The sequence below is a fragment of the Neisseria sp. P0024.S006 genome (assembly GCF_051956595.1).
Lineage (GTDB): Bacteria > Pseudomonadota > Gammaproteobacteria > Burkholderiales > Neisseriaceae > Neisseria.
The window spans coordinates 83549-108577 of the sequence record NZ_JBQCXH010000001.1 but is presented as its reverse complement, the minus strand read 5'-3'; the positions used below and the strand labels follow the sequence as shown (position 1 = coordinate 108577).

The 25029-nt window shown below is 43.8% G+C and carries 16 protein-coding genes and 4 pseudogenes; 9 read left to right on the top strand and 11 right to left on the bottom strand.

Annotated elements, in window-relative coordinates; genetic code table 11:
• Positions 1-101: 101 nt before the first annotated feature.
• The 4 genes from ACTHUF_RS00525 to ACTHUF_RS00510 form a co-directional block, all read right to left on the bottom strand.
• Entirely contained in the window at positions 102-827 is a 726-nt protein-coding gene (locus tag ACTHUF_RS00525; RefSeq protein ID WP_222571277.1) for an ABC transporter ATP-binding protein, read from the bottom strand.
• Positions 828-872: 45 nt separating this feature from the next.
• On the bottom strand, positions 873-1814 hold the full coding sequence (locus tag ACTHUF_RS00520; RefSeq protein ID WP_440406650.1) for a FecCD family ABC transporter permease: 942 nt from the start codon (positions 1812-1814) through the stop codon (positions 873-875).
• A gap of 139 nt (positions 1815-1953) precedes the next feature.
• Positions 1954-2745 (bottom strand): heme/hemin ABC transporter substrate-binding protein, encoded by a 792-nt coding sequence (locus ACTHUF_RS00515; RefSeq protein ID WP_440406648.1) that lies wholly within the window; start codon positions 2743-2745, stop codon positions 1954-1956.
• A 72-nt stretch (positions 2746-2817) separates the two neighbouring features.
• Positions 2818-5016 carry a TonB-dependent hemoglobin/transferrin/lactoferrin family receptor gene (locus tag ACTHUF_RS00510; protein WP_440406646.1) on the bottom strand — a complete coding sequence of 733 codons (2199 nt, stop codon included), beginning with the start codon at positions 5014-5016 and terminating at the stop codon, positions 2818-2820.
• Positions 5017-5162: 146 nt separating this feature from the next.
• Here ACTHUF_RS00510 and ACTHUF_RS00505 point away from each other — a divergent pair.
• From ACTHUF_RS00505 to ACTHUF_RS00465, 9 genes and pseudogenes are all read left to right on the top strand, one after another.
• Positions 5163-5281: pseudogene (locus ACTHUF_RS00505) on the top strand (IS30 family transposase); the annotation flags it as partial.
• Between the two features lie 331 nt (positions 5282-5612).
• Positions 5613-8882 (top strand): annotated as a pseudogene (locus tag ACTHUF_RS00500) (TonB-dependent receptor domain-containing protein).
• A gap of 199 nt (positions 8883-9081) precedes the next feature.
• Positions 9082-9951 (top strand): Slam-dependent surface lipoprotein, encoded by an 870-nt coding sequence (locus ACTHUF_RS00495; protein WP_295701312.1) that lies wholly within the window; start codon positions 9082-9084, stop codon positions 9949-9951.
• A 328-nt stretch (positions 9952-10279) separates the two neighbouring features.
• Positions 10280-10798 (top strand): annotated as a pseudogene (locus tag ACTHUF_RS00490) (surface lipoprotein assembly modifier); the annotation flags it as partial.
• Positions 10799-11016: 218 nt separating this feature from the next.
• Positions 11017-12336: an AAA family ATPase gene (locus ACTHUF_RS00485; RefSeq protein ID WP_039851061.1), complete on the top strand. Its 1320-nt coding sequence runs from the start codon at positions 11017-11019 to the stop codon at positions 12334-12336.
• Between the two features lie 2 nt (positions 12337-12338).
• Positions 12339-12977 (top strand): RloB family protein, encoded by a 639-nt coding sequence (locus ACTHUF_RS00480; protein WP_009174877.1) that lies wholly within the window; start codon positions 12339-12341, stop codon positions 12975-12977.
• Between the two features lie 18 nt (positions 12978-12995).
• Positions 12996-13886 (top strand): LysR family transcriptional regulator, encoded by an 891-nt coding sequence (locus ACTHUF_RS00475; protein ID WP_440406643.1) that lies wholly within the window; start codon positions 12996-12998, stop codon positions 13884-13886.
• 101 nt (positions 13887-13987) lie between these two features.
• Positions 13988-14434: a hypothetical protein gene (locus ACTHUF_RS00470; RefSeq protein ID WP_314552779.1), complete on the top strand. Its 447-nt coding sequence runs from the start codon at positions 13988-13990 to the stop codon at positions 14432-14434.
• A 258-nt stretch (positions 14435-14692) separates the two neighbouring features.
• A pseudogene (locus tag ACTHUF_RS00465) lies at positions 14693-15037 on the top strand (L-aspartate oxidase); the annotation flags it as partial.
• 589 nt (positions 15038-15626) lie between these two features.
• Here ACTHUF_RS00465 and ACTHUF_RS00460 read toward each other — a convergent pair.
• From ACTHUF_RS00460 to ACTHUF_RS00430, 7 genes are all read right to left on the bottom strand, one after another.
• Positions 15627-16940, bottom strand: coding sequence for a lipase family protein (locus ACTHUF_RS00460; RefSeq protein WP_440406641.1), 1314 nt, complete (start codon positions 16938-16940; stop codon positions 15627-15629).
• Complete coding sequence (locus ACTHUF_RS00455; RefSeq protein WP_239667758.1) at positions 16937-17596, bottom strand: hypothetical protein; 660 nt, start codon at positions 17594-17596, stop codon at positions 16937-16939. The genes ACTHUF_RS00460 and ACTHUF_RS00455 overlap by 4 nt, the downstream gene beginning before the upstream one ends.
• Positions 17597-18367: 771 nt before the next feature.
• Positions 18368-19387 (bottom strand): P-type DNA transfer ATPase VirB11, encoded by a 1020-nt coding sequence (virB11, locus tag ACTHUF_RS00450; protein ID WP_315093470.1) that lies wholly within the window; start codon positions 19385-19387, stop codon positions 18368-18370.
• A 70-nt stretch (positions 19388-19457) separates the two neighbouring features.
• Positions 19458-21155 (bottom strand): calcium-binding protein, encoded by a 1698-nt coding sequence (locus ACTHUF_RS00445; protein ID WP_314552648.1) that lies wholly within the window; start codon positions 21153-21155, stop codon positions 19458-19460.
• A gap of 11 nt (positions 21156-21166) precedes the next feature.
• Positions 21167-21820, bottom strand: coding sequence for a hypothetical protein (locus ACTHUF_RS00440; RefSeq protein WP_239667757.1), 654 nt, complete (start codon positions 21818-21820; stop codon positions 21167-21169).
• A 63-nt stretch (positions 21821-21883) separates the two neighbouring features.
• On the bottom strand, positions 21884-23575 hold the full coding sequence (locus ACTHUF_RS00435) for a type IV secretory system conjugative DNA transfer family protein (protein WP_049349713.1): 1692 nt from the start codon (positions 23573-23575) through the stop codon (positions 21884-21886).
• A 271-nt stretch (positions 23576-23846) separates the two neighbouring features.
• The gene (locus tag ACTHUF_RS00430) at positions 23847-25028 is read right to left on the bottom strand and encodes a TrbI/VirB10 family protein (protein ID WP_315093474.1); all 1182 of its coding nucleotides are present in this window, start codon (positions 25026-25028) and stop codon (positions 23847-23849) included.
• Position 25029 lies beyond the last annotated feature (1 nt).

Below are 25029 nucleotides of genomic sequence, written 5' to 3'. Positions count from 1 at the left end.
CAAAATTTGGTTCTTCAAGTCGGGAACATCCTCCCATCTCGTTTTATTTTTGAACGATAAAATAAATTTTCTTTATCGTTTTTCAGACGGCCTGTTGGCGCTCAGCTTCTGAAATAAAACCCTGCCTCATCTTCGCAACGGCGTATCTGCCAACCGTAAACCGATTCAAGCAAATCAGGGCGCATCACTTCTCCCACCTTGCCTGATGCAACTACTTTTCCCTTATTCATCAAAATAATATGTTCTGCATAACGCGCAGCGAGGTTTAAATCGTGTAATACCATTATTGATGAGGCACGGTTTGAATGCCCGACCAAATACTGCATCAGGCGGTGTTGATGGCGGATATCGAGATGGTTGCACGGTTCGTCTAAAAGCAAGACTGGCGCGTTTTGCAACAGGGCGCGGATGATGTTGGCGCGTTGCTGTTCGCCGCCTGAGAGCTTGCCGATGCGCTTATCCACCAAGACCGTCAAATCAAAATAATCGAGCAACTCGTCCGCCCATTCATGGTTCAGACGGCCTTTTTGTACGAATGACGCCAACGCAATGTATTCACGTACGGTCATCGGCATGTTGTAACGGCCATGCTGCCCGACCCATGCCACCCTGCCCGTGCGGATTTGCGGCGCAACGGCCTCATCGAAAAGCGTGATTTCCCCCTGCCCTGTTTGCCCGATTAAGGCCCGCAGCAAAGTGGATTTGCCCGCACCATTCGGACCGATAATGACGGTCATGCCTGAAGGTATATCCAGTTGGTCGATTTCAAGCAGGGTTTTGTCTTGGACGCGGACGGAGAGATTACGGATTTGAAATAAGGTGTGCATGGCAAAAGATATGGGCAATGAAGTTTCAGACGGCCTATTCAGGCATCAACGGCTTTTCAAAGGCTTGATAAACAAATACATAAAAAACGGTCCGCCCAATAAGGCAATCACGATACCGACCGGCAGATCGACAGGGTATGTCAGCCAGCGCGCCGCTCCGTCCACCACCATCAAAAACACTGCGCCCAACCAAGCCGACAGCGCAATCAGTTTGCGGCGGCTGCCGCCGACGGTTTGCGCCAGTACATTGGGGATCATCATGCCGAGAAAACCGATGATGCCCGAAAGCGATACCGCCGCCCCCGTCATCAATGCCGCGCCGATTACGGTTTGTACACGCAATGTCCCGACCGACACCCCCATACTGGCAGCCGTGTCTTCTCCCGTCATCAAAACGTCCAGCCGCCTGCCTGCGGACAGCAAAATCAGAAAACCGGGCAACATGACCGCGATTGCCGCGACAGGCGATGAGAAACCAGCTTCGGCAAGGCTGCCCGACAGCCATGTGGTCGCGCTGCGCAATACCAAATCGTCAGATAAAAACAAAATCATGCTGACCACCGCGCCCGAAAACGCGCTCAACACAAACCCCAACACCAGCAATCCCAAAGTACCGCCGCCGAGCAGTTTGTGCACCGCCAAAATTAGCAGGCACACACCCAATGCACCGAGAAAAGCCGCCGCCGGCACACCCATCGCGCCACCGCCCAAAGCCAATAGCACAATCACGCCCAAGGCCGCACCGCCCGATGTCCCGATCAAACTCGGATCGGCCAGCGGGTTCTCAAATAAAGCCTGCAATGCCGCCCCCGAAGCGGACAAACCGGCTCCGACCAAAAGCGCGGTATAGATGCGTGGTAAACGAATTTGGCGGACGGTTTCATCCATCGCCAGCGGCGACTCCCACGCGCCAAAACCGATGCCGCAGCACAAATAAACGGCGGCGGCAGTAAGCAGCAGGCAGAGGGTAAGGGTATGCGGTTTCATGACATCATGCGGTTCAAGCGGATTGAGGAACGGTTTCAGACGGCATTTTTAAGACAGCCGTTTTGCCTCCTCAACAAGAAGGAACACATCAAGGCCGTCTGAAAACAAAAATCGGGCAGTTTTTTCAAATCAGGCGCGTTTATTTCGCCAAACCGTGCAAACGCTGAATCACTTGCGGCGTATCCAGCCCGTAACGGAACATATCGTTGGCCTTCCACAAATAAATTTTGCCGTTTTTCGCGGCAGGCAAGCCGGCGATTTCGGGACGTGCGGCAAAGGTTTTGACGTTGCCTATCATGGCAGTGTTGTGGTCGGCAATAATGATGATGTCGGGTTTGGCCGCAATCCATGCCTCACGCGTCATCGGTTTGAGGCCGTCAATGGCGGCTGCGGCATTGATACCGCCGGCACGGCGGATGATTTCGTCAGCAGCAGTATTCTTGCCCGATACGATGCGCCCGTCGTAGCTGAAGAGGTAGCGTTTGCCGCTGGAAGGCTGCTGTTTCATATCCGCCTGCCACTTGCTGGCCAACCTGTCCGCCTGTGCGCTTTTGCCGATAAGCTGACCGATGTTGCGGATACTTTGCGGATAGGCGGCAATGCTGTCGTCGGGTGCGACATTGACGGCTTTAATGCCTACTTTTTGCAGGTGGGCAAAAATATCGGCAGGCTGCGCCATCCATGAACCGATGGCAATGTCGGGTTTGACGGCTACAATCGGTTCAACCGTCAGACGGCGATGAATGCCGATACTGGGCTTGTTTTTCAACGCCGGATTTTGAACGGTCTGATCGCGGCCAACGATTTCGTCCAACGCGCCGAGCGCGGCAACAATGTCTGCCGTATCGGGGGTTAATACAACGATGCGTTGCGCGTGTGCAGTGCCGGCCAACGAAATAAACGCGGAAAGCAGGAGGAGTTTAAGTTTCATTGTTTTTCCTTGTCGAATGCTTTCAGACGGCCTGCTCGCTTTCTCAGGCAGTCTGAAAACGGTTGAATCACATTAGAACTTCAGTTGTACAGTTGCGGCGAAATTGCGGCCGCTTTCGGTGTACAAGTCCATCACGCTTGAGCGGCTCATGCCGGCAACATCTGCGTGCTGCCAGTATTTTTTGTTGCCGACGTTATAAATGTTTGCACCGATTTCGAGGTTTTTAAACGGCTTATACCACGCGCCGACATCCCATACGCCGTAACCCGGCGCTTGGAAAACAGTGTCGCTGCTGACGCGGCTGTGTTTTTTCAACCAGCGCAGCTTGGTGCCGACACCCCATTTTTCCTGCGTGTAATCCAAACCCAAAACGCCGTTGAGCGGATAAGCAGAATCCAGAGGCGTGCCGTCCTGCTGCTTGCCGCGCATCCAAGCGATGCTGCCGGAAACCTGCCAGCCCGGCAGGAATTTGTAGGCGGCAGAGGCTTCTGCGCCGTAGGTTTTGACCCTATCCAGGTTTTGATATTGGTACTGGATAATTGGGCGGCCGCCTATAATGGAAGTACCGACTTCGGTGCGGTCGATGAAGTTGCGGTAACGGTTGTAGAACGCGGTAACTTGCGCGCGGGCGCGTTCGTTTTTGAACTTCATGCCCAGTTCGAAGCTGTTGGAGCGTTCAGATTTGAGATTCGCATTCGGGATGACGGCATAGCCGTAGGTCGTATTGGCAAACGCCATGGTCGCGCTGTCAAACGGCGGCGTACGGAAGCCTTGGGAATAAGTAGCAAAGCCGGTGAACTGCTCACCCATCGGTACGCTCAGGCGCAGGCTGGGCGTGAGCGCGGAATCGCTGAAGCGTGTCGCTGTTCCGCTGGGGTTGGCATTGAGATAGGCTTGATCGGTCGAAGTGTTCAGCTTGTCTTTTTCGTAACGCAGGGCCGGGGTCAGGACGATTCCGTTACCGAAAGTCAGGCTGTCTTGGGCGTAAACGCTAAACGTTTTGCGCTTGCTGTCGGGGAAGGTTTTATTCGGATAGGTGCTGCCTGCATAGACTTTGCTGACGGCGCCGGTCAGGTTGTCCACTGTCAGGCTGTCACGCGGACGGGCGGTTTCAGTGTGTTTGTATTCGGCACCGGCAACGACGCTTTGTTTGACCGCACCGTCAAATTCCCACACGCCGCGCCCGTTCAGCCCGCGTATGGTCTGATTGAAACCGTAGTCGGAATAACGGGTCGAGTTACCTAATAGACGCGCGCCCATGCGCGTCATGCTGATATCGACGGTATCGTCTTCTGTACGCAGTTTTTGCTGATAGGCAATCAGGTTTGCTTCTTTCAGACGGCCTTCGCCAGTGTAGCGGTAGCCTGCTTCGATACGTTGACGGCGGATGCGGTCTCGGGCGTTGCTCTCAGATGTTGCGATGGTTACCGGCCCGCGCGATTGCGAACCCAAGCCGTTTGCCAATACTGTATCGTTGGCGTGGTAATACTGTTCGTACAAAGTTTCAAAGCGGTGGTGTTCGTTGCCGATATTGCCTTTCGCCAAGATATTGTAGGCATTGTTTTTCTGCGGGTTGGTAGCCGTACGCGCAGTCGAGTAGCTGGTATCGCTGCCCATGTTTTCGGTTTCATGACCTTGGCGGCGCGTCAGCATCAGCAGACCTTCGGCGTTTTCATGGAAACCTGCCACAGTCGCCGTAACCCCATGGCTGCGGTCGCGGCTGCGGTAGCCGTGTTTCAAACCGAAATGACCGCGTTTGCCTTCATCGACGAAATCACTCGGAGAAAGCGTCACCATGTTCACCACACCGCCGAGCGCGTCGCTGCCGTACAGCGCTGAATAAGGGCCTTTGACAATATCGACCTGCTTGAGCGTGTCGCTTTCGACCATATCACGCCCCGAAATCGCGCCGTTGGAGCCGCCGCCTGCATAAGATTCGGGAATACGCACGCCGTCCACCATCATCAGAATGCGGTTGCCGTCTATGCCCCGGATATTAATGCCCGCATGGCCACGGCGGTTGTTGTCAGACGGCACGCTGACGCCGGGTTCGTACATTACAATATCGTCCAAATTCTGCGCCGAGGCTTGATTCAAGGTTTTGCGTCCGATAACCGACACATTCGGCGCGGCTTTATCCAAGGTTTGCACATTACGGTCAGCCGTGACCACCACAGGCTCTATTTCGGCCTGCTCTACCGGCATCTGAGCCGCATATAAATGTCCGGAAAAAACTGCCCCTACTACACAGGCAATCGCTTTCTTTTTCATTACATAACCTTATTATTTGAATAAAAATGGTTTTTATTTATAAAACAAATAGGCGGTTTTTGCAAGTTTAGAAACCGTAAGACAGCACTAACAACCATTTCGAATCGCAAAATATAGTATGACGCAGCTAAATCAGTAATTCATGAACCAGGGGCAAAGTGCCCGACCTCGTCGGCGTAGAAAACCCATCCGCCATCTTGACCAAAAATCTCACATCGACAATTGGGAAGCCGACACCTTCATCGGCAAAAATCAGAAAAGCTCATCGCCGAAAAAACATTTAGCTTACGAAACGCCAAGTATTTTATTTTTAAATATGTTCCAACCACTGGTGCCCGAGTGTTGCATTTGAAATCCGAATCAAAAGCTATCTGAAATTTTCAAACAAGTTTTTATTTGTTCCTCTTATCCCTCATCCTTCTATTTACTTCAAACTCAAAAAACATATCCATATTATTAAAAATTAGTTAGAATTTCACAAAATTATAAATAATAATCAAACTTATTTACATACATTCAGTCAGAGTGTAATCGCATCTATTTTCGGTCTGTCTTGTTCAGACGGCCTTAGCAATCAAGCTATATGGATACATTCTATGCAACCGATCAAAATTACTACCCTCTCCGCCTGTATCGCCGCCATTGGTTTTGCACCTACCGTTTATGCTGCAGATAATTCGACAGTTATTCTCGATACCATCACTGTCAAAGGCACGCGCAATAAAGACGAAATCGGTAAAAACCGAGTTTATGCCCGCGAAATCGTCAATCTTTACAAAGGCAAAAACGAAGTTGAAACCTTCAAAGGCAACACCGTATCCGACCTTTTAAGCGGTATGTCCGGCGTGTACAGCGGCGACGCGCGCAACAGCGGCGCGCTGGATCCCAATATACGCGGCGTGCAGGGGCAGGGACGGATTCCCGTTACCATCGACGGCACCGAGCAGGCGATTACCGTCTGGCGCGGCTACGCAGGCGCAAACAACCGCAACTACGTCGACCCCAACATCATCAGCAGCGTTTCCATCGAAAAAGGCCCTTCGTTCAGCCGTGATATGAAAAGCGGCATAGGCGGCTCCGTCGCCCTGAAAACCATCGATGCCGACGATATTGTCCCCGAAGAGCAGAAATACGGATTTGAAGTGAAGGCGGAGGCTGCCAATAATTCCATCACAAGGCGTGAGAACGCTTATGAACATTCAGTCGATTATCGAACCTTGCCTGTTCCCGCAGTAGCAACAGGCGGTATTTGGCGTTCGTTTTTTGACGATACCGACCGAATCGACCAGCGTTTCAACGGACGCAATAAATTTGGGGAGGATAAAGCCTACCGCATTGCCGCCGCCACCAAGCAGGACAATTTCGATGCCATGCTCGCCTATGCCTACCGCAGTAAAGGCAATTATTTTTCCGGCAAAAAAGGGGCGGAACGTTACGGTTATATCGGTCCTTGGACACAAGAAACTTTAGACGAATTAAAACGTCGTCAAGAAGAAGCCGCTGCCAAGGGCGAAAAATTTTACGGCAGTGAAAACATGCTGGGCGCGCCCGATATTGCCCGTATCGGACTTTTTTATCATCCGGGCGGAGAGGTAACCAATACTTCGCTCGAAACCAAATCATGGGTAGGTAAAACCACCTTCCGTCTGCCGAACCGCCAAACGCTCAAATTCGGCCTGCGCCATACCGATTCCACGTTCGGCGAAATCATGCCTTCGCGCATTATCGGCCCCATCAGTTGGGATGCGTCCGTCCTCAACAAAATTGCCGAATGGCCGCAGGCATGGGTAAAACAGCGTTCCTACAATATCGACTATTCGTGGAAGCCCGAGGGCAGCCGTTGGATAGATTTCGATGCCACGCTTTGGACAACTCGCACCAATTCCAAAACCAATACCGCAGGCGGCTCGCCCGGCGATACCGTTTATGAGGACAACAAATTTCAAATAGCATGGGATGAGTACGACAGATGGCAAAAAGCTACGCCCGAAGAACGTCGAGAATTGCTGGATGCAGGCTTTGAAGCCCCAAAACCGCCCAAACCCGAAACGCCCAATACCAACGGACGCTTCAACACCATTGAAGGCAATGCCTATTACGCCCGTAACAACCGTACAGGTTTTCAATTCTCCAACCGTATGAAATTGAACGACAAACTGTCGTTGACCTTGATGGGCGATTTTCAAAACGAAAAACTGACGTCGCGCAATGATTTTTCAGACGAGCTGGAGCGGGGAGGATACGACAAATATCGTGAAGAACTCGAAAACAGCACCATCAGGGCAAATTATGAATTGAACCAATATGGCGTACCTCGAAACGGCAAGCGGCGTGAATACAATCTGGGCTTCAATTTCCGCTACGAGCCGTTCCGCTGGCTGACGTTGACGGCGGGAGGACGGTACACGAATTTCCAGCTTTAGGACAAAAGCAAACGCTTGGAAAGCGGTAAGAACAAATATGGTCGCCCGCTGGAAATGAACAGGGGGATGAAATATTCGGTCGGCAGGGTGGCGACTCCGCAAGAATACGCGGATTACAAGGCAATTGACGATGCGTTGGCAGACGGCAGTTTGGATTGGGGAGACTTATATGCCAAAGATGAATATGCAGAACAATTGAAAAAATATAAGCAGATTTCGCTAAACCAGTTCAGCGTCAATTCACAATTTATTCCGACTTTGACAGTTGAACGCGAAAAATGGGTCAATCCTAATGAAAAGGTGGATTTCTATTGGTTGAAAGACGATAAAGGTCGTCTGAATATGAAAGACCATCCCCTTACCAACGGCAGCATTCCCGATCTGCACGCTCAAGTTCCAAACCCTGTTTATGATCCCACCATTCCCGACAGCCCCCAATTCGTGCCCAAATATTACGGTGTCGATGGTGCTGTTTATACAACACCAATGACCGAAGCAGAGAGACAGAGGGCAATGAAGCAGAAAGGCAGCGGTTGGGTTCCCGCATTTTCCGCCACCGTCCATTTTACCGACTCCAGCCGCGCCTATTTGCGCTATACCGAAACCCTTCGCTACCCCAGCATTTTTGAAGGGACTTACGGCTTTTCTACTGCTGCCGGTTCATTCAACCGCATGGGCTATGGCTGGCGGCCTGAACACGCCAAAAACTGGGAAGTCGGCTACATTCATGATTTGACGGGACTGTTACCGAAAATGAAAAAAGCGGATTTCCGCATTAACTACTTCCATAACAAGACCAAAAACGTTATCGACAGGGATGACAATCTCGAATTCGAACAATTCGACAGGCAAATCCGCAGTGGTGCCGAGCTGTCCACCCGCTTCGATACCGGACGCGTTTTCGGTAGCCTGAACGTATTCCGCAGTCTGAAAAACAAAATGTGCGACGAAACCTTCCAATGGTCGTCTGTAACAGTGGGAGATGTCGATGCAACATATTTTGCCGAAACAGGCAAAACCATGAGCCGCCCTGTCTGCAATCACGGAGGTTTGAGCGATTCGGGCTATCTGGCAAGCGCGCTCCAACCGCGCTGGTCGATAGATGCCGAATTGGGCAGCCGCTTTCTTGCCAACAGGCTGGAAACAGGCGTGCGCCTTCATTACCACAGCCGCGTCTATGAAAACCGCAACGATGCATGGCAGCCTCACTACAACATATTCAATCAATATAGGGGAACTAATCATAAACCCCAATATAACGATATGCGCTGGCAGCCTGTTGCGGTATGGGATGCCTACCTGCGCTACAAAATCGGCAAGAACCTGACTGCCGAACTGGTGGGCAGCAACCTGACCAACCGCTACTACCTCGACCCGATGAGCCGTTCTTACCTGCCTGCACCAGGTAGAACCATCAGGATAGGGATTACGGGCAAGTTCTAAAATAGTTTCTAGATTCAATTATCGAAATTCTGATATTAGCAAAATATAAATTCTCAGGAATGATAATAATTTATTTTTCTATTTTATAAAATAGGAACATACTTACCTTACTTTTCCAAGAGGGTAGATTTGTAAGTTTGATTCAGATTCTTCTTAAGAAAATTCGTTGATTTTGTAAATTTTTATTTTGGAGTGAATTATGAAACTCGTAAAAACCGTTGCGGTATTGAGTGTTGCGTTTGCCGCTTCTTCTGCGTTTGCTGCCAATCCAGCTTCAGGCTTCTCTTTAAATAATGTAAAAGGGGTTAAGCATATTGTCCCGACAGTGGAGACTAACCAAAACGACGCGAATTTCGGTAAAGCAGCCATTAATGTGGTTGACTCAAATGCAAAAACGACAAATAAAAATGGTCTTGCTAATAATCAGCCTGTTTCTTTTGCTAAAATTGATGCGACGGCAAATCGATTTTTTGTCAAAACGTTCGCTCACAGCATTTTGGGTAAAGACAAAAACGGCGTTACGGTCGCGAATCTGTACCGTATGAAAGGTATTGTTTGGGACAATATTCCAAGAATGCCCGACCATTCCCATTTAGGCCGTTTATCTTATTCCAAAGTCGGTAATATGGATGTTTACTTCGGCGACTGGTCTGCCGTTCCTTCCGGTGCGGCTGTCGGTACAAAAGGTACGAATTACACCGCCTTCTACAGCGGCACGGGTCGAACCACCAATCTGCCGACTACGGGTACTGCCACTTATACGGTCAAAGGTATCAACCAATACCACGCGCAAAATTCTGCCGTCTTGAACGGTACGCTGACAGCCGACTTTAGCAGCAATAAACTAAGCGGCAGTTTGAAAAACTCCGGTTTGACTATTGCCATTAACAATGCCGCTATCAAAACGGCTGAGGCTTCATTCTCAGGCAATGCTACGGCAAACGGAACAGCAGGTGCAACGCGCGGCCACTTCTTCGGCAACCAAGGCGCGGCGATTGCGGGTGTGGCTGAGTTTGGTCGAAACCATGCCTATAACACTGCCTTTGGCGGTACGAAAACCGGCAAATAATGAATCATAATGCGATAAGGCGGACGGTTTTTGTCGTTTCCCATTCCGTCCGTCTATAAAACACAAATCATCCGACACACAATACACATCGTACAGGGCCGTTCGGAAATATCGGGCTTCGCAATGCGTTTAAGCCGGTATTTTCCGAACGGCCCGTGAGTTTGAAGGCGTGCTGTTTCGATGGGCTTGAGAAGCTCATTTTCAGACGACCCGGCAGGTGCTTTCATTCAAATAAACAATGCTCTTGCTCGGTAAAGATGAAATGTCAGCTTTTCTTTGAAAAGGTCGTCTGAAAAACAAAGCCGTCCGACACACAGGAAAGAATTTTATGAAACGCCTTTTGCTCCTTCCTTTTTTTATCAGCCTGCTGCCCTACGCGTTTGCCGACGACAGGGAAGACCGCTTCATGCAGCTCAAACAGGGGACGGAACTCCGCCGCGCGCAGCAGGAAAGGAACGAAGCGGACAATACGGCGATTGTGTTCAGCGCGGGAGAAATGCAGGATGGCGAAGATTTGGCGTTGTCGCTGATGAAGGCGGTCAACGCGCAAAACGAAGAGGAAACGGCTCAGCTGTTGGACATTTATCGCCGTCAGGATGTTTACGATCCCGATATAGTGCTGTTTGCCGAGGCCAATCAGGCGGTGTTCCGCGACGATTTGAAGGCCGCGCTGGCGAAATACCGCGAGCTTTACCGCCAAAATCCCGAATTTCTGCGCGGCCGCCCGGATTTGGCGCGGCTGCTGTTTATAGACAAACAAAACAAAGAATCGGCGGCATTGTTCGACGGCATCGATATTCCCGAAGTGCCCGCCGTCAATGAGAAAATCAAAGTGTTTGCCGACGCATGGACTGTTTGGCAAACAATGAATAAAATCTGAATTGTCAATTCTAGAATATGGAACAATCAGATGAAAGGTCGTCTGAAGTCGGTTCAGGTGACATTGTTGTCTTCAGAAAAATAATGTCTTACCTAAAAATTTAGTTCTAATTGTTTTAGTGTGATAGAATTATCCAAATTTTAGGTAAAATTTACTGAAAATAGCTTTGTCTTGAGGTTTAGCCCATGTTAATTCAATTTATCTCAGAAAATTTTCGCTCCCTTAAAAAGGAGCAAACCCTGTCCTTAGTACGCAGCTCAGGAAATGAAATGCCTGACAATTTTTTCCAGACTACCGCTGCGGCAACCCCAGAATTATTAAAATCTGCGGTCATTTATGGTGCTAATGCTTCTGGTAAATCCAATGTTATTAAGGCATTGGGATCTATGCTTCATATTATTCAAAATTCGTTTAGTAAAAAGATAAATAGACCCATTGAAACGGAAAGTTTTTTATTTGATGCGCTTTCCCGTAATGAACCGACACTTTATGATATTTCTATTATTGTTCCACTGACAAATGAAGAAGGTAGTTTGCAAGAAACTCGGGTAGATTACGGATTCGTTGCCGATAAAAATATGGTTTATGAAGAATGGTTGAGCGTTTACCCCAAAGGAAAAGAGCAGAACTGGTTTCATCGTGAATACAAGCAAGAAAAATCTGACTACGATTGGAAAATGTCCACCTACTTCAAAGGAGAAAGAGAAAGCTGGAAAAATCAAACCCGTCCGGACCAGTTGTTTTTTTCTAGCGCAGTTCATTTGAATAGTGAACAATTAAAACCGATTTATGAATCACTTTCAGAAGAAATATTAATAGTTCGTACTGATAGAATTAGCAATGAACTATCTAAATCATTATGCAAAAATTCAGATAAAGAAAAAACTATTTTAATTTCTCTGCTTAAATCTGCAGGTATTGAAGTTGATGATATTACTTTTAGAAAACCTAAAATTCGACATGAAGATTTTCCAAAGGAACTCCCTGAGATTGTAAAAGATAAAATTCTTAAAGAAATAGAAGAGGCAATTGTTGCCAAAACCGAAACATTCTTTGTATATTTTGATGGTACTGACAATCCACCAGAAATTCCTTTACATGAAGAATCAGACGGGACTCAAAAATTATTTGAATTTGCCGGACTGATTTTAGCTGTTTTACATAATGGAAATGTTTTAATAATTGATGAATTAAATAAAAGTCTACATCCTGATTTAGTACGTTTCTTGGTTAAGTTATTCAACTCTCCACTCAATAAGAAAAATGCTCAGTTAATTTTTACAACGCATGAAACTTCTGTATTAAGAAAAGATTTGCTGCGTCGTGATCAAATTTGGTTTTGTGAAAAAGAGGAGGATAGAGGAACTCATTTATATCCATTAACCGACTTTAAGCCCCATATTAACCGCGAAGATATTGAAGAATATTACCTTCATGGTCGTTATGGTGCAAAACCTATGATTAGTAATTTTGAATTTCCCAAGGATTTTTGGGAGAGTGAGTAATCATGTCAAGACGTAAAAACCGTAGTTTGGAGCGTGAAGAACCAAAAAAGGAAGCCTATGACTTGGTTTTAATTGTTTGCGAAGGAGAAAAGACAGAAAAGTTTTATTTTCGCAGCCTGATTAAGTTTGAAAAGTTATCATCAGTAAACATTAAGATTATTTCAGGAACGGGGTCAGACCCAGTTTCAGTAATAAAAACTGCCCTAAAGGAAGTAGAGGATCAAAAGGAATATCTGCCTTTTAATAAGGTTTATTGTGTAGTAGATAGGGATGAACATAAGAATTTCTCTAATGCTGTGAACATGATTAAAGATAAGAATCTGGAACTTATTATTTCTTATCCCAGTTTCGAATATTGGTATTTGTGCCATTTCAAATATTCTCGGGCTCCAATAACACGAAGTGGTACAAGAAGTTCGGGGGATAACTGTGTTGCTACTTTGAACGCTGAATGGAAAAAGGTATTTGGCAATGAGTATGAAAAAAACACAGAAAATCTATATGAAATTTTACATGATAAGCTAGAAATAGCGTTAAGCAATGCCGCAAAATCGTTGAAGGCTGCTGAAAGTGAGGAGGAATCAAATCCTTCTACAAAAGTCCACATATTGGTAGATTATTTAAGAAAACTTAAGATTTGAGATTCTGCAAAATCCAAAATGGACAAACTCAACGCCCTAAAATACTTCTGCTCCGCCGCCGAGACCCTGCAATTCCGCGAGATCGCGCTGCGCCTGTCCGTTTCGCCGCAGGTGGTAACGCGTGTGATTGCCGAATTGGAACAACACCTCGGCGAACAGCTTTTTACCCGCAACACACGCAATATCCACCTGACCGAGTTTGGCGCAGCCTTCCTGCCGCGCGCGCAGCAGCTCCTTGCCGACAGCGAAAACCTGTTTTCTGCCGCCAGAGAAAAAGACGAGATACGCGGCATCGTCCGCATTACCGTACCGCAGTGGAACGATAACGGCCGCATACTCGCCCGCCTGCTGGAAAAATGCGCCGACTATCCCGAACTTTATATCGATTGGCGCAGCAACGACGCCAAACTTAACGCGGTGGAAAACCAACTCGACATCGGCATCCGCATCGGGACACAGGCGGAAGATTTGATGATTGTCCGCAAAATCTGCGACACCACCGACAAAATCGTCGCCTCCCCCGCCTATCTCGCCCGCCACGGCACGCCGCAAAGCCTAGACGAATTAACCGGCCGTTTCCCCGCATCGTCGCTCATTAACGCCAACACCAACCGCCCGTGGGGCTGGCCGCTCAACGCAGAAATGCACGTTTTTCCAAAAAACATCCGTTTCATCACAGACGACCCTGCCAACGAACTCGCCGCTGCGCTGGTTAGGCTGCGTTGCCGCCTATATCCCAGAACATCTGTGCCGAACCCACCTGCAAAACGGCAAACTGGTGGAACTCTTCCCCGAAATCCCGCGCCGCCCGTGGCAACCCTATATCTACTGCCCGCAACGCACAGTAACTTCCGGGCGCGTGTTAAAGGTGTTCAACTGGCTGACGGAGGTGTTGCTGGAAATGTATGATAAAGAGGCTACCTAAAAATCAAGAAGGCTCAAGCGACATTCATCGTCTGTTTCCGCTTGCCTTCAGGTCGTCTGAAAACTACATTTGGAAATTCAAACCGATGAAGATAAACCCTGAAAACGGCAGCATCATCCTGCCGGACTGCAATATTATTAGTGCACGAACCACGCTTGATGACTGGATTGCATGTTTCCCAAAATCAAGCCCGAATCATCTGCAAACGGGAATAACATTTTTCGGTTTGTCATTTACCAAGCAATCCGAACAATACACCCTTACCGCCCGGTTCGAGCAGCAGCGGCTGGAGCGCTTATCCATATTCTTCTACCCGATAGGCGAGGACAATAGCTGGACAGCATGGTCGGAGGAGCGCGAATTGCAACGCAGAAAACAATTTGATCGATGGCTGGATAAGCAGCTGGGCGATGCCCCTTGCTCCATTGAAACATCGGCAGCAGGCAAATGCCGCCGATTTACATGGGGCAATGCGGGCGCGTATTACTACAATAAAGACGGCAGTACGATGATCGTCATCAGTTATTGCTGAACGCCTTTCAAAGGATACCCCATGCACTACCGATCGCTCAACGCCGTTCTGGAACAATACAGCAGCAGCCTGCCCCACCATCCCTCCTCCCCAAACAGCCTCGCCCTGCATATCGACCGTCAAACGCAAGGCTACCTGAAACTCCATACACCCGACGGCATCAGCCTGACTTATCAGGACGAACCCGTGTTCTGGTCGTTCTTCAGCCACGATTTATACGACGCTTACCTCATCCGCAGCTACGCCGAAAGCTGGCAGGCATACCAGCCCGTCGCAGATGGACAAGCATTCCAAGCCGTACCGTCCCAAAGGCCGTCTGAACGCCCCTACTCCGAAGCGGGTATCTTTTCAGACGACCTTCAAAACACATTCAGCCGCCCCACCCTGCAAGCGTTCAACCAACACCATCTAGGCATTCTCCGCAACGATACCGACCTGCGCCGCGCTATCGCCCAACTGAGGCTTTGGAAACAAAACCAAGCCGAGCCGCACACCGTGTCCGAATACGAAAACCGCAACCTGCTCGAATGCAGCCTCACCGTCGCCCAAGCCGCATACAGGCGGAGACAGACTATCGGAGCACATTTTAAAAGTGATTGTTAAGGCTGATAGTGAAAACTTTTCTCCAATAAATAAAACGTCATTGACTGAAAAAGAAAAGGTTCACACATGATTAAGGAAAGATTGAAAGAAAGTAGGAGAAACGGTGGAAACTAAAATGCAGGGATTGACAGTAGTTATAAGTGATAATAACTAATCAACAATGGTCTTTGCATTTTGTGGAGAGAAAAAAGCTAGGATTAATGAAATAAGACCATCTGAACAGTTTTGAATAAGTTCAAACAAAGTTGGCACAATTCACTATCTTTACCCTACTCTATTTCACCAGGCTACAATTAATGGTAAGGTTACAGTAAAATTAACCAGCCGAATTTCTATTAAAACCTATTGATTTTATACTAAAAATTGGAGTACTATGAGCACTCTTTCTAGAGTATCATTAATTCTCATTTGACATATAGGAACAAAAAGCGAAATTTGTAGAAGAATAGGGAAAAGGAAAATAATTTATATTATGTTAAATTAAATTGATGGTATTTTAGTCTGATAATTTCTGTTTTCTCTACTTAACATATTCAAAGGAAAATAAAGCAAAGGCCGTCTGAAAAACTTAGACGACCTTCTGTTTCTCTTACGACAAAGTTATACCTCGTGTCTGTGATTGCGCCACTTGTCTTTGTTGCTCATCATATTCAAATTGCCGCGTAGCTTGTTGAATTTGATTCAAACTTTCTACTGCTGGTATAGATGCAGATTCATTTATATGCATTCCAACACGATTTAGATGGGGGTTGAGCTCACCAATTAGATATTGACCTCTTTGCACACTGAACAGAGTGGCATTAGTCATTCCTTGTGATATCCCTGAAGCAGTAAGAGCCATTACGGAATTTTGGAATTTTTCTTTATCAATAGGCAAACCGTTTTTCTCATGGTAAGCGGTCATATGCCCTTTGACAGAATCAAAAAGTTTTTGTGCCTCAGGTGGAAGAGATTGTGGGTTAAATGAAGCAACTGTCTGCATAAAATTGTACTGCTCTTCCTTATCATTCCAAGACATCAGGTTCGGATCTTCATTATTTTTCCGGACCTTATGGTACATTTCTTGGGTTTTGCTTAAACCTTTGCCTATCTTATGTAACGTGTTACGGTAGTCATTAACATCATCCCTATAATCAGTTATCAATTTTTTATTGCGTTCTGCCAATTCCAAAGCAGGCTGATAATTGCGTTCTGAGAGTATTGAATTAATACCGGTAAAATTAGCAATACCGTGTGACCACAACAGAGATCCAGCAGCTGGTGAAACAGTTTCCTTTAAGTAAGGTATACCGCCGTGATTACTGTACCCATTAAGTTTCAGCATAATTAATTCTTTTTCTTTAGCTAGAATAACCATTTTACCGTAATGAGGCGATGCAGCTGATACCGCATCTGACGCCAATGAGTAATTGATTACTTTATCCCCCCCTTTGGGAATCCCATTTAAAGATGCTGCACCATAGGCGTTAAAGGTAACTCCCTCCTGCTTGAAACGATAAGATTGAATTTGAGCTAACGTTCCACCTAAGGAATGACCAACTTGTGTGATTCTAGGGGTGTTATACTCAGGGTGATCATCGTGAAATTCCTTAGCTGCTTTTAGCGCTATCCTAGTCAGTTTTGCGGCATCTTCTGCCTGGATATTGGCCTTATGTATAACCATTTTCAGATCAACTTTGGCATCCATCAGAGATGACGTCCCCCTATGGGCGACAACAATCTCATTGGTACGGACATCTTGATAAACTACACCTTGGTAGTCTGTTGTCGGATTTTTGTGGACAGCTAGGACTCTATAATGATTTCCACCAATAAGTAAGGTTTTATTAGGAGGGGTAACCACACGGTTTTCATAGGAATCTTGTGCAAGGTCGGCATGTTGTTGTTTGCTTAGTTGGCTCATGGTTTAATTTCCTCTAAAGTAACGGTAATACTAAAAAAATCATTGTCATTATGAGGTCCCGGTCCATAACCTTCCAAAGTATTTTCTCCAAAATCAGGGGCTATTCTTTCATCTGGTAAACCGTCTTCATTTTTATGATACGGATACCCTCGCTTCCAATAATATTTGGTCAGTGTTTTTTCTTTTTCAAGATTTTCCATTACATCGCTGATATTGAATTCAGTTTCTTCCTTTTTACCTGTCGCCTTAAATGAAGCTCCAAAATTTTCAGGTTTCCATTGGCAGACACCTTCTCCAAAATAATCTTCATCCAGTACAGCATCAGCATAGAAGAGTACTTCGTATTCATCATGTCCAACCAAATTCATTTTGATTGGAATATTTTTTTCAGGAGATGCCTTTGCGCCTGCCAACCGACTAATGGTATAAGAGCAATTTCTTGCTGCATAACCAATATACATATCATTTATAGGTTTCATCGGCCCCGGTGCATTATTAATCTTAACCTTGACCCTGTATGGTTGTTTCGGCTCGGGGTTCAATTTGAAACGTGCTTCTGTTTGTTCTTGGACACTCATATTATTTCTCTCCGTACAAGCATTTAGGCTAAAAGTTGACAATAAAGCTGCAGATAGCAGCAGGATAAAAGGTTTCATCAGTAAAATCCTTATTCAATATCATGAGCAAATTAAATATTAATTTAAGATAACTTGATCAGGATACATTCTGTTTGATGCTTCAACGCATTTACCACATTACTCTAAATAGTGGTTATTGAATTATATTATAACAGCATCCAGACATCTTAACTAAGATAATGCTGAAAGGTGGATAAATAGTGATTAACGGAAAGAATACTAAATAAATATTAGGATTTAGGCAACTCAAAACTTTACTACGCCCCGTTCTATTAAGTCCCAATCAGTGATAGAGCGAGATAAAGGTACTTGGTCATACTAAGCTTCCTGCTCTTTACCCTATTCTACTACTTAACAATTAAGAAGTAGAATTACAGTAAAATTAAACAGTCTAATTTCTCTTAAAAACTATTGATTATATAATAAAATTTAAAGTACTATGCACATACTATCAGTATTATTAATTCTCATTTGAAAGATAGAAACAAAAAGCGGAATTAGTAGAAAAATAGGAAAAAGGAAAATAATTTATATTATGTTGAATTTATAATTTATTTAGATGGCCTCATCAATCAAGCGATCCTACTGATCGACTCGACCGCTCATGAAATATCTGCGCTATCTTCAATGAAATGAAATGAAATGAAATGAAATGAAATTAGCAAACATAGCTCAAATGGCTTAATTGGGGAAGCTGCTTATAAAAAATCCCCTAAATATTCTCAGTGATAATTTAGAGGATTCTTATAAAGGTTTTAGGTCAGAAAATATATCTTTTTAAACCCTTTATCAAGTTTTGATAGGGTTAAAATCAATACCTGTAATATAACGTTGTCCAGAATAAGCCTTAATATGTACTACAATATCAATGGTTTGCCTGAGTAGATTTTTTATAACTTCAAACTCTAAACCACTTCCTTCCGGTGATGCCTTTACCATTAGTGCCAGCTGATCCCAAGTCTGTTCAGTACTACCAGCATGACAACTTGTAATAGATCCTGGGTGTCCAGATGCACAATTTCGAATAAAATAAAACGATTCGTCTCCTCGTAACTCGGCCAGAATAATTCTATCTGGTTTCATACGTAAACAGGACTCCATGCAACTTTTTGCTGTGATATTTGAACTACCTTGTCCACCTTTTGAGTAAAGTAAATGAACTACATTCTCATGTGGAATAAATAGTTCCCTAGCATCTTCAATACTGATTAGTCTCTCGCTTAAAGGAATATGATTAACTAACGCTTTCATGAAAGTAGTCTTACCGCTACCAGTTGCACCTGAAACAACAATATTTTTTTTATACTCAACGGCTTTTTTAAAAAATTCCTCGTAATTCCGATTATTTTTCAGTTCAACTAATTCCTTATCTTGAGGAGACAATTCTCCATTTAATTCAATAATCTGACTAAAGAAACCATCTTTGCTATACTGGCTTAAGCTCTTAGTATGTTTTGATGGTAGACGGATTGTAATTGAAGCTTTTCCTGCATCACAGGCAGGAGGAATTACAAATTGTGCCCGTTGGCCTGTTGGAAATGTTAATGACACCATTGGCTCTGCTTCTGTAATTCGTTGACCAGTATTACTTTCATTAACAACAGCTGTACAGAACTGACGTGCCCTATCAAAGTTTAGCGTATCTACTTCTACCTTTTTCCAACCTCGAGAAGTCTCAAGAAATACCTCTCCCGGCCTATTAATACAAATTTCTGTAACATCAGGATCTTTCAGGAAAGAGGTAATTCCCAATACTTCGTATTGATAATCTAAGAAATCTGCTGAAATTGTTGAGTTTAATTCATCCATGTTTAAAATAAGTTTATTCAAAAATTTAATTACAATATATTTGAACTTTAGGTGTATTTTTCATTTTAGCCTAAGAAATACTCAGCCCTCTGGCTTGTGTTAACTGCTTTTGTTGTGTTTCTAATTCAAATTGCTGAGTTGTTGCTTGTACTTTAATAATACTCTCCTCTATCGGAGTAACCGCAGCTTTCTGCATATCCACCGAAGCAGTTCTTAATTCAGGAGCCTTATCACCAATAAGAATATGCCCATTTTCTTTAATATTAATGAGAGATGCACCTCTCATCTTGTTTGCGTACCCTTCAGCAGCCAGTGCCATAGCAATATTATCTAAGCTTCTTTCATCGTAGATAATATCTTTTTTATTACAGAATTCAGTAAAAATTTTTTTACTCTGCTGATAGATATTTTGGGCATGTTGTGGGATTGCTTCCAAATTCAAAGGCTGATTAGTGTACATATCATCCCCATTGCTAGGAGCTGGAGCATGAGCCATGTTGGTATTCCGAGGTTGACGCAAAATCTTAATACCATCTATTCCCGTAGCAGAATGTACTCTAATAACATCATTATATTGGCCTGTTTTTTGTTCTTTTAAATGAATTCCTAAATCACCATTTTTGAAATTTTCAATTTTGAGACCATTTACATCTAATGTCCCTGTATTTCTATCCCATTCATATACCATTCTAGAACTGCGGTAAACAAAACGGTCTGGCTTAGATAAATCGCGTACACCACCCTGTAATATATGGCCATTTAATGACACTTCACCCTTGCCGTCTGAATCTCGGATAATATCTGAATTGTCAGCACGATATTTGTCATGTCCTTTACCACCAAATAATTTATCTCTTCCGGAATTACCGGCTAAAACATCATTACCATTACCACCAATTAATACATCATTACCACTACCGCCTAATAAAATGTCATTTTGATTAGTACCTTTTAGAATATCATCACCGGCATCTCCATACATATATGCACCACTTTTTAAGAAAGTCTTAGATCTGCCTATTAATAAACTATCACGACTATATGATCCATCAGCAACGACTTTATTGTTACCCTTATTTCCAAAAGTGTCATAATTTGCCATATGTTTAACAAATACTTGTTTATCTTCCGGCCTTAAGAATGCCTCAGAAAAGTCTTTGGCAAAATTGGTACGAGTATCCAGGAAATATTCAATATCAGTTTCATAATAAGTCATTCCGATCGATCCAGTTCCATTACTTGGGTACATGCCATACATATTCTGACGAGCAATTAGATCTTTAACCTCTCCAAAACTCTTACCTTTAACGTATGGGTAAAGATCACCACTAATTCCTGTACTATATGCTCTACCATTATATCTTTCTTCGTAAGCGACCATACGCGCTTCGTTAAAGATCGCCTCAGCTTCTCCATAGCCTCGTGCTTGAGCATAAGCCTTAGCAGTATTGTAGTAACTCGCTGCTTTAGCTTGATGTTTACCTAATGCATGTCCTACTTCATGAGACATTATTCTAGCGGTACTGTATCGGAAACCTTGTTCAAAATGAATACTTCTATTTTCAGGATCATAATACGCTCCTTCACGGTTTTTTGGAGCAGGTTTAATATGCCCCCCTTTACTAGTGAAATGGTTAATTTGCTCCACTAATTCTGAGTTTTGTCTTATTCTATCTAGCTCAGACATTTGATTATTGAATCTTATTTTATGAAAACCAAGCGTCATCAATTCTGCTTCTGCTCTTTTATTCAGTATAATCTTTGACATTCTAAAATTCCTTATGGCATTGGGCTCATTTTAAGATTGCTACAAAACTCTAAAGCTAAAATTGCACCTCCCCCAGAATTAGTAGCAATTATTTCACGGCCTGATTCTCTCCAATAGTAATCTAGTCTTTCTTTTATTAAATCATTATCTTTTCTTTTGGCTGAATATTCAAAATCTAAATACGAACCTTCAGGCATTTTATGTGTCATAGGTTTTGGAAAAAAATTAGGAAATGCATTTTCAGGAAATATGCTACCTATTTTATCTAGGTGCTCTTTTGTTTGAGTAATATATAAACTAGATTTAATTTCAGTATGCATGAAAACGACATACATACCTATAGGTGAATTAATATCTTGATTATGTTGCATATCATCATATGCCTCAATTACGGGTATTTGCCAAATCTCTTGTAATTCACTTGCATACATCGTATAAAGGCAGTCATCTTTAAATGCCGTATCATACATCTGCTTAATTAAATCATCCCGATTTTCCACTTTGTGCAACATACTTCGGCAACGATTGCGCACCTGTTCCATAGTTGTTTCCTGTTGTATATTTTGTGTTTTAGAAGAATCCTTAATATTTTTATTGCTAATCTGAGGAGTACAGGAAGTCATCAAACATACTGTTAATATGGCTGTAATTGCCGATAGCTTCATATAAATTCCTTTTTAGTCATTTTGCAAATTTCATTTTCAGACGGCCTCAAACTTTCATTACTATTACCGTTTTCCTTTTAACGAGGCAACCTTTACTGACCCCATCAATCGTTTGGTAAATGTCCCATCTTGGTAATAACGGATTTTCCCTACTTGCGCTGGATGTGACATACCTTCGTAAAGGATAATCTCCTTATCTTGGCTCATTGCCTTTAACTCTTGCGGCAACATCAGTGCGCGACGTTCTTCGCTTTCCGATACACTACGTTCTCGTCCACGGCTGACATTTTTTCTTTTCACTGTGGTATAACCCAGCATTTCAGAGTATTCGTTTGCATCCTGCTGTTCTCTAGGAGTATAGATGATTTGCAAAGCATGGTTAGTGATAATAGTACGCGCATATTCTTTGCCATAAACAGCATCCAGCTGGGCGACTGATTGGATAATCGGAAATAGGCGAATGTTGTAACCTGCCATATAGCTGACGGAATGAGCAATAATTTCAACTTTACCAATACTTGTGAACTCATCCATCAATAGCATACATTGATGTTTCAAATCTGGGTTGTCCTGAGGTAGCTCTTTCGTATTCTGGTTGATAAGTTGAGAGAAAAATAGGTTAACAATGACCCTTGATTCAGCAAGTTTATTGGGAAGAATGCCGATATAGATGGTCATTTTCTTTTTACGTACGTCAGTTAACAGAAAATCATCAGCTGAAGTAGCGGAATCAATGACGGGATTAATCCATGGGTTTAAAGGTTCTTTAAATGTCCCCATGATAGAACCGAAAGTTTCTTTTTCTTGAGAAATTAAGCCAGAAAAAGCTGTTTTTGTAGCCTCACTGAGATATGGTTGTTGCGATAAAGATGTAAAATACTCCTTAAGCTCTGTTCCATTACCTGATGAAAGGCGGTATATTTTTCCTAATGTACAGGCTGGCTCATTTTCTTTGCCCTCCACAGAAAAATCAGCCATTGCTTCATGCTCATCAAAACAATAAAGTGAAAATGCCAAAAATGCATTTCTTGCCTGCGCCACCCAGAACTTATCACGACTATCTCCATCCGGATACAACATTGCAGCTATCGACATCAAGTCTGACACTCGTTGGTCCGGATCGGAAGAAACGTAGGTAAACGGATTCCAACGATGCGTCCTACCATCTTCGGCAAATGGATTAAATAGATATACTTCCTGGCCTAGCACCTCTTTGCGGTAGCCACTAGTCAAGTTGAAGTTTTCCTGTTTAATATCCAATACTACTACCGATCCTTTATAGCTTAATAGATTCGGTATTACGATGCCGACACCTTTACCAGATCGAGTTGGAGCCGCTAATAAGGCGAATTGCTGGCCATTGTAATGTAATAATTTACCGTTGTATTTACCAACAACAATTGAAGTATCTGTCTGTTTAAAAAATCCAGCTTTTGACAAATCAGCCATTCCGGCAAATCGTGCCTCTCCATGAAGACTTTGTGAGGCAGTACGCCAAATGGGAATTAAACCAATCAGACCAATCAAAAAGGTTAAACCAAATCCAATAATTCCTGAAGTTTTAATCTGTAACGAGTATTTGGCAACTTGAGGAATATCTAATGTATTATAGTATTTAAACCATGTTGTGAGCAGCAAAGGGGTTTTATCTAAGCCTAACCATTGCAGTAGGATAAAACCTGATAGATAACAACCCAATAACAAAGAGATTAATAATAGAAATACCGTAACAATAGATTTGTTTTTTAGAGTCATTATAATGCCTGTAAGTTAAATAATTGAATTATTTTGAATTTTTATTTAAGATGTAAATTTTCAGATAGTTTTTAGTATCTTGCATTTAAGAAAGACTATTCTTAAGACCAACGAGCGAATTCTTATGCTATCTTCTCTATACAAACTCTTATATTCTCATTTAATCATAGAGAGTTATCGACAGCAGCATGATAAAGATTTTATCCATAATTCCTCCTTATTATAAGGCCTAATAATTAGGCCGTCTGAAAAAATAGACGGCCTTTTATGGTTACTGCATTACCGAACTGAAATCAATATCCTGGGCAGTATAAATATTAATCAAAGTACCTTGATTTATTGTTACTGTATTAGGACGAGCATTATTTCGTTCAAGCTGATTGATAGCCTGTTGTTTCAATGTATTGGCTGTCTCACTTTCATAAGGGTTAGTAGTAGTTGATGTCATGGTTGAAACCGTTTGTCCTTGTGGACCATATTCAGTAGCAGCATATTTAAAAGCATCTGAAATCATACTAATCAATAAAGCCGATGCCAAACGTGATCCCCAGTGAGACTTAAATTTACCGACATGACCTGCTGCACCAAGATTATCTACTCCAGGAGATTCCAGTGTTACATCGATACCATCGGGTGTTATAACTCGATTCCAAATGACCTCCATCCGTGGGCCAGTAGGGTTACTGGAACCATATTGCCCCATTACTTTTGAACCTTTCGGCAATAAGAGATATTTTCCACTTGCAGAATATACAGGTTCAGTAATGATACAAGATGTAAATCCTTTTACCTCAGAAATAATTTTAGTTTCTAATACACAACGCAAATAAGTCCCTTGTTGAAGCAACTTATCCCTATTATGCATATAACGGACAGCATTAGCCTGAGCTGTACTTACTCCCGACTCTTTTTGAGCAGCCTCCCCGTCCTGAACAAATGCAGAATTCATATTAGCATACATATCTCCTGCTGGAATAATCGGCTGTATAGGAACATTAGGAGTTGTTGGAGTTGTTGGAGTTGATGGAGTTATAGGTGGCAAGGTCTCCACTACTGGTGGAGTAGTTACTTCTATTGTTTTTGTATTCGATGTATTATCCGTTTCTAATTCGGGCTTTTTGTCTTCTGCTAAATCAATTGAAGGGGGTTCCGTAACTTGAGGATCTGGAGCAGGTAAATCTGGTACAGTAACTACCTGAGGACGTTCTGGAGGGGGAGCTTCATCAGAACCACTAAATTGATGATAGGCAAATGCCCCTAGTCCAGCTAACCCAAAACCTGCAGCTACAATAAACGCAATAGCTTTTTTGTTGACTGTACGGTCAACAGGAGCATTTAGTTGAGGAGCATTCTCCTCAAGTCCCGCCAATTGTTCTTGTTCGTATTGACTTGAATATAAATTTTGTGATGATTCACTATCTTTGTGATGTTCATTATTTAGCTTATCAGACATT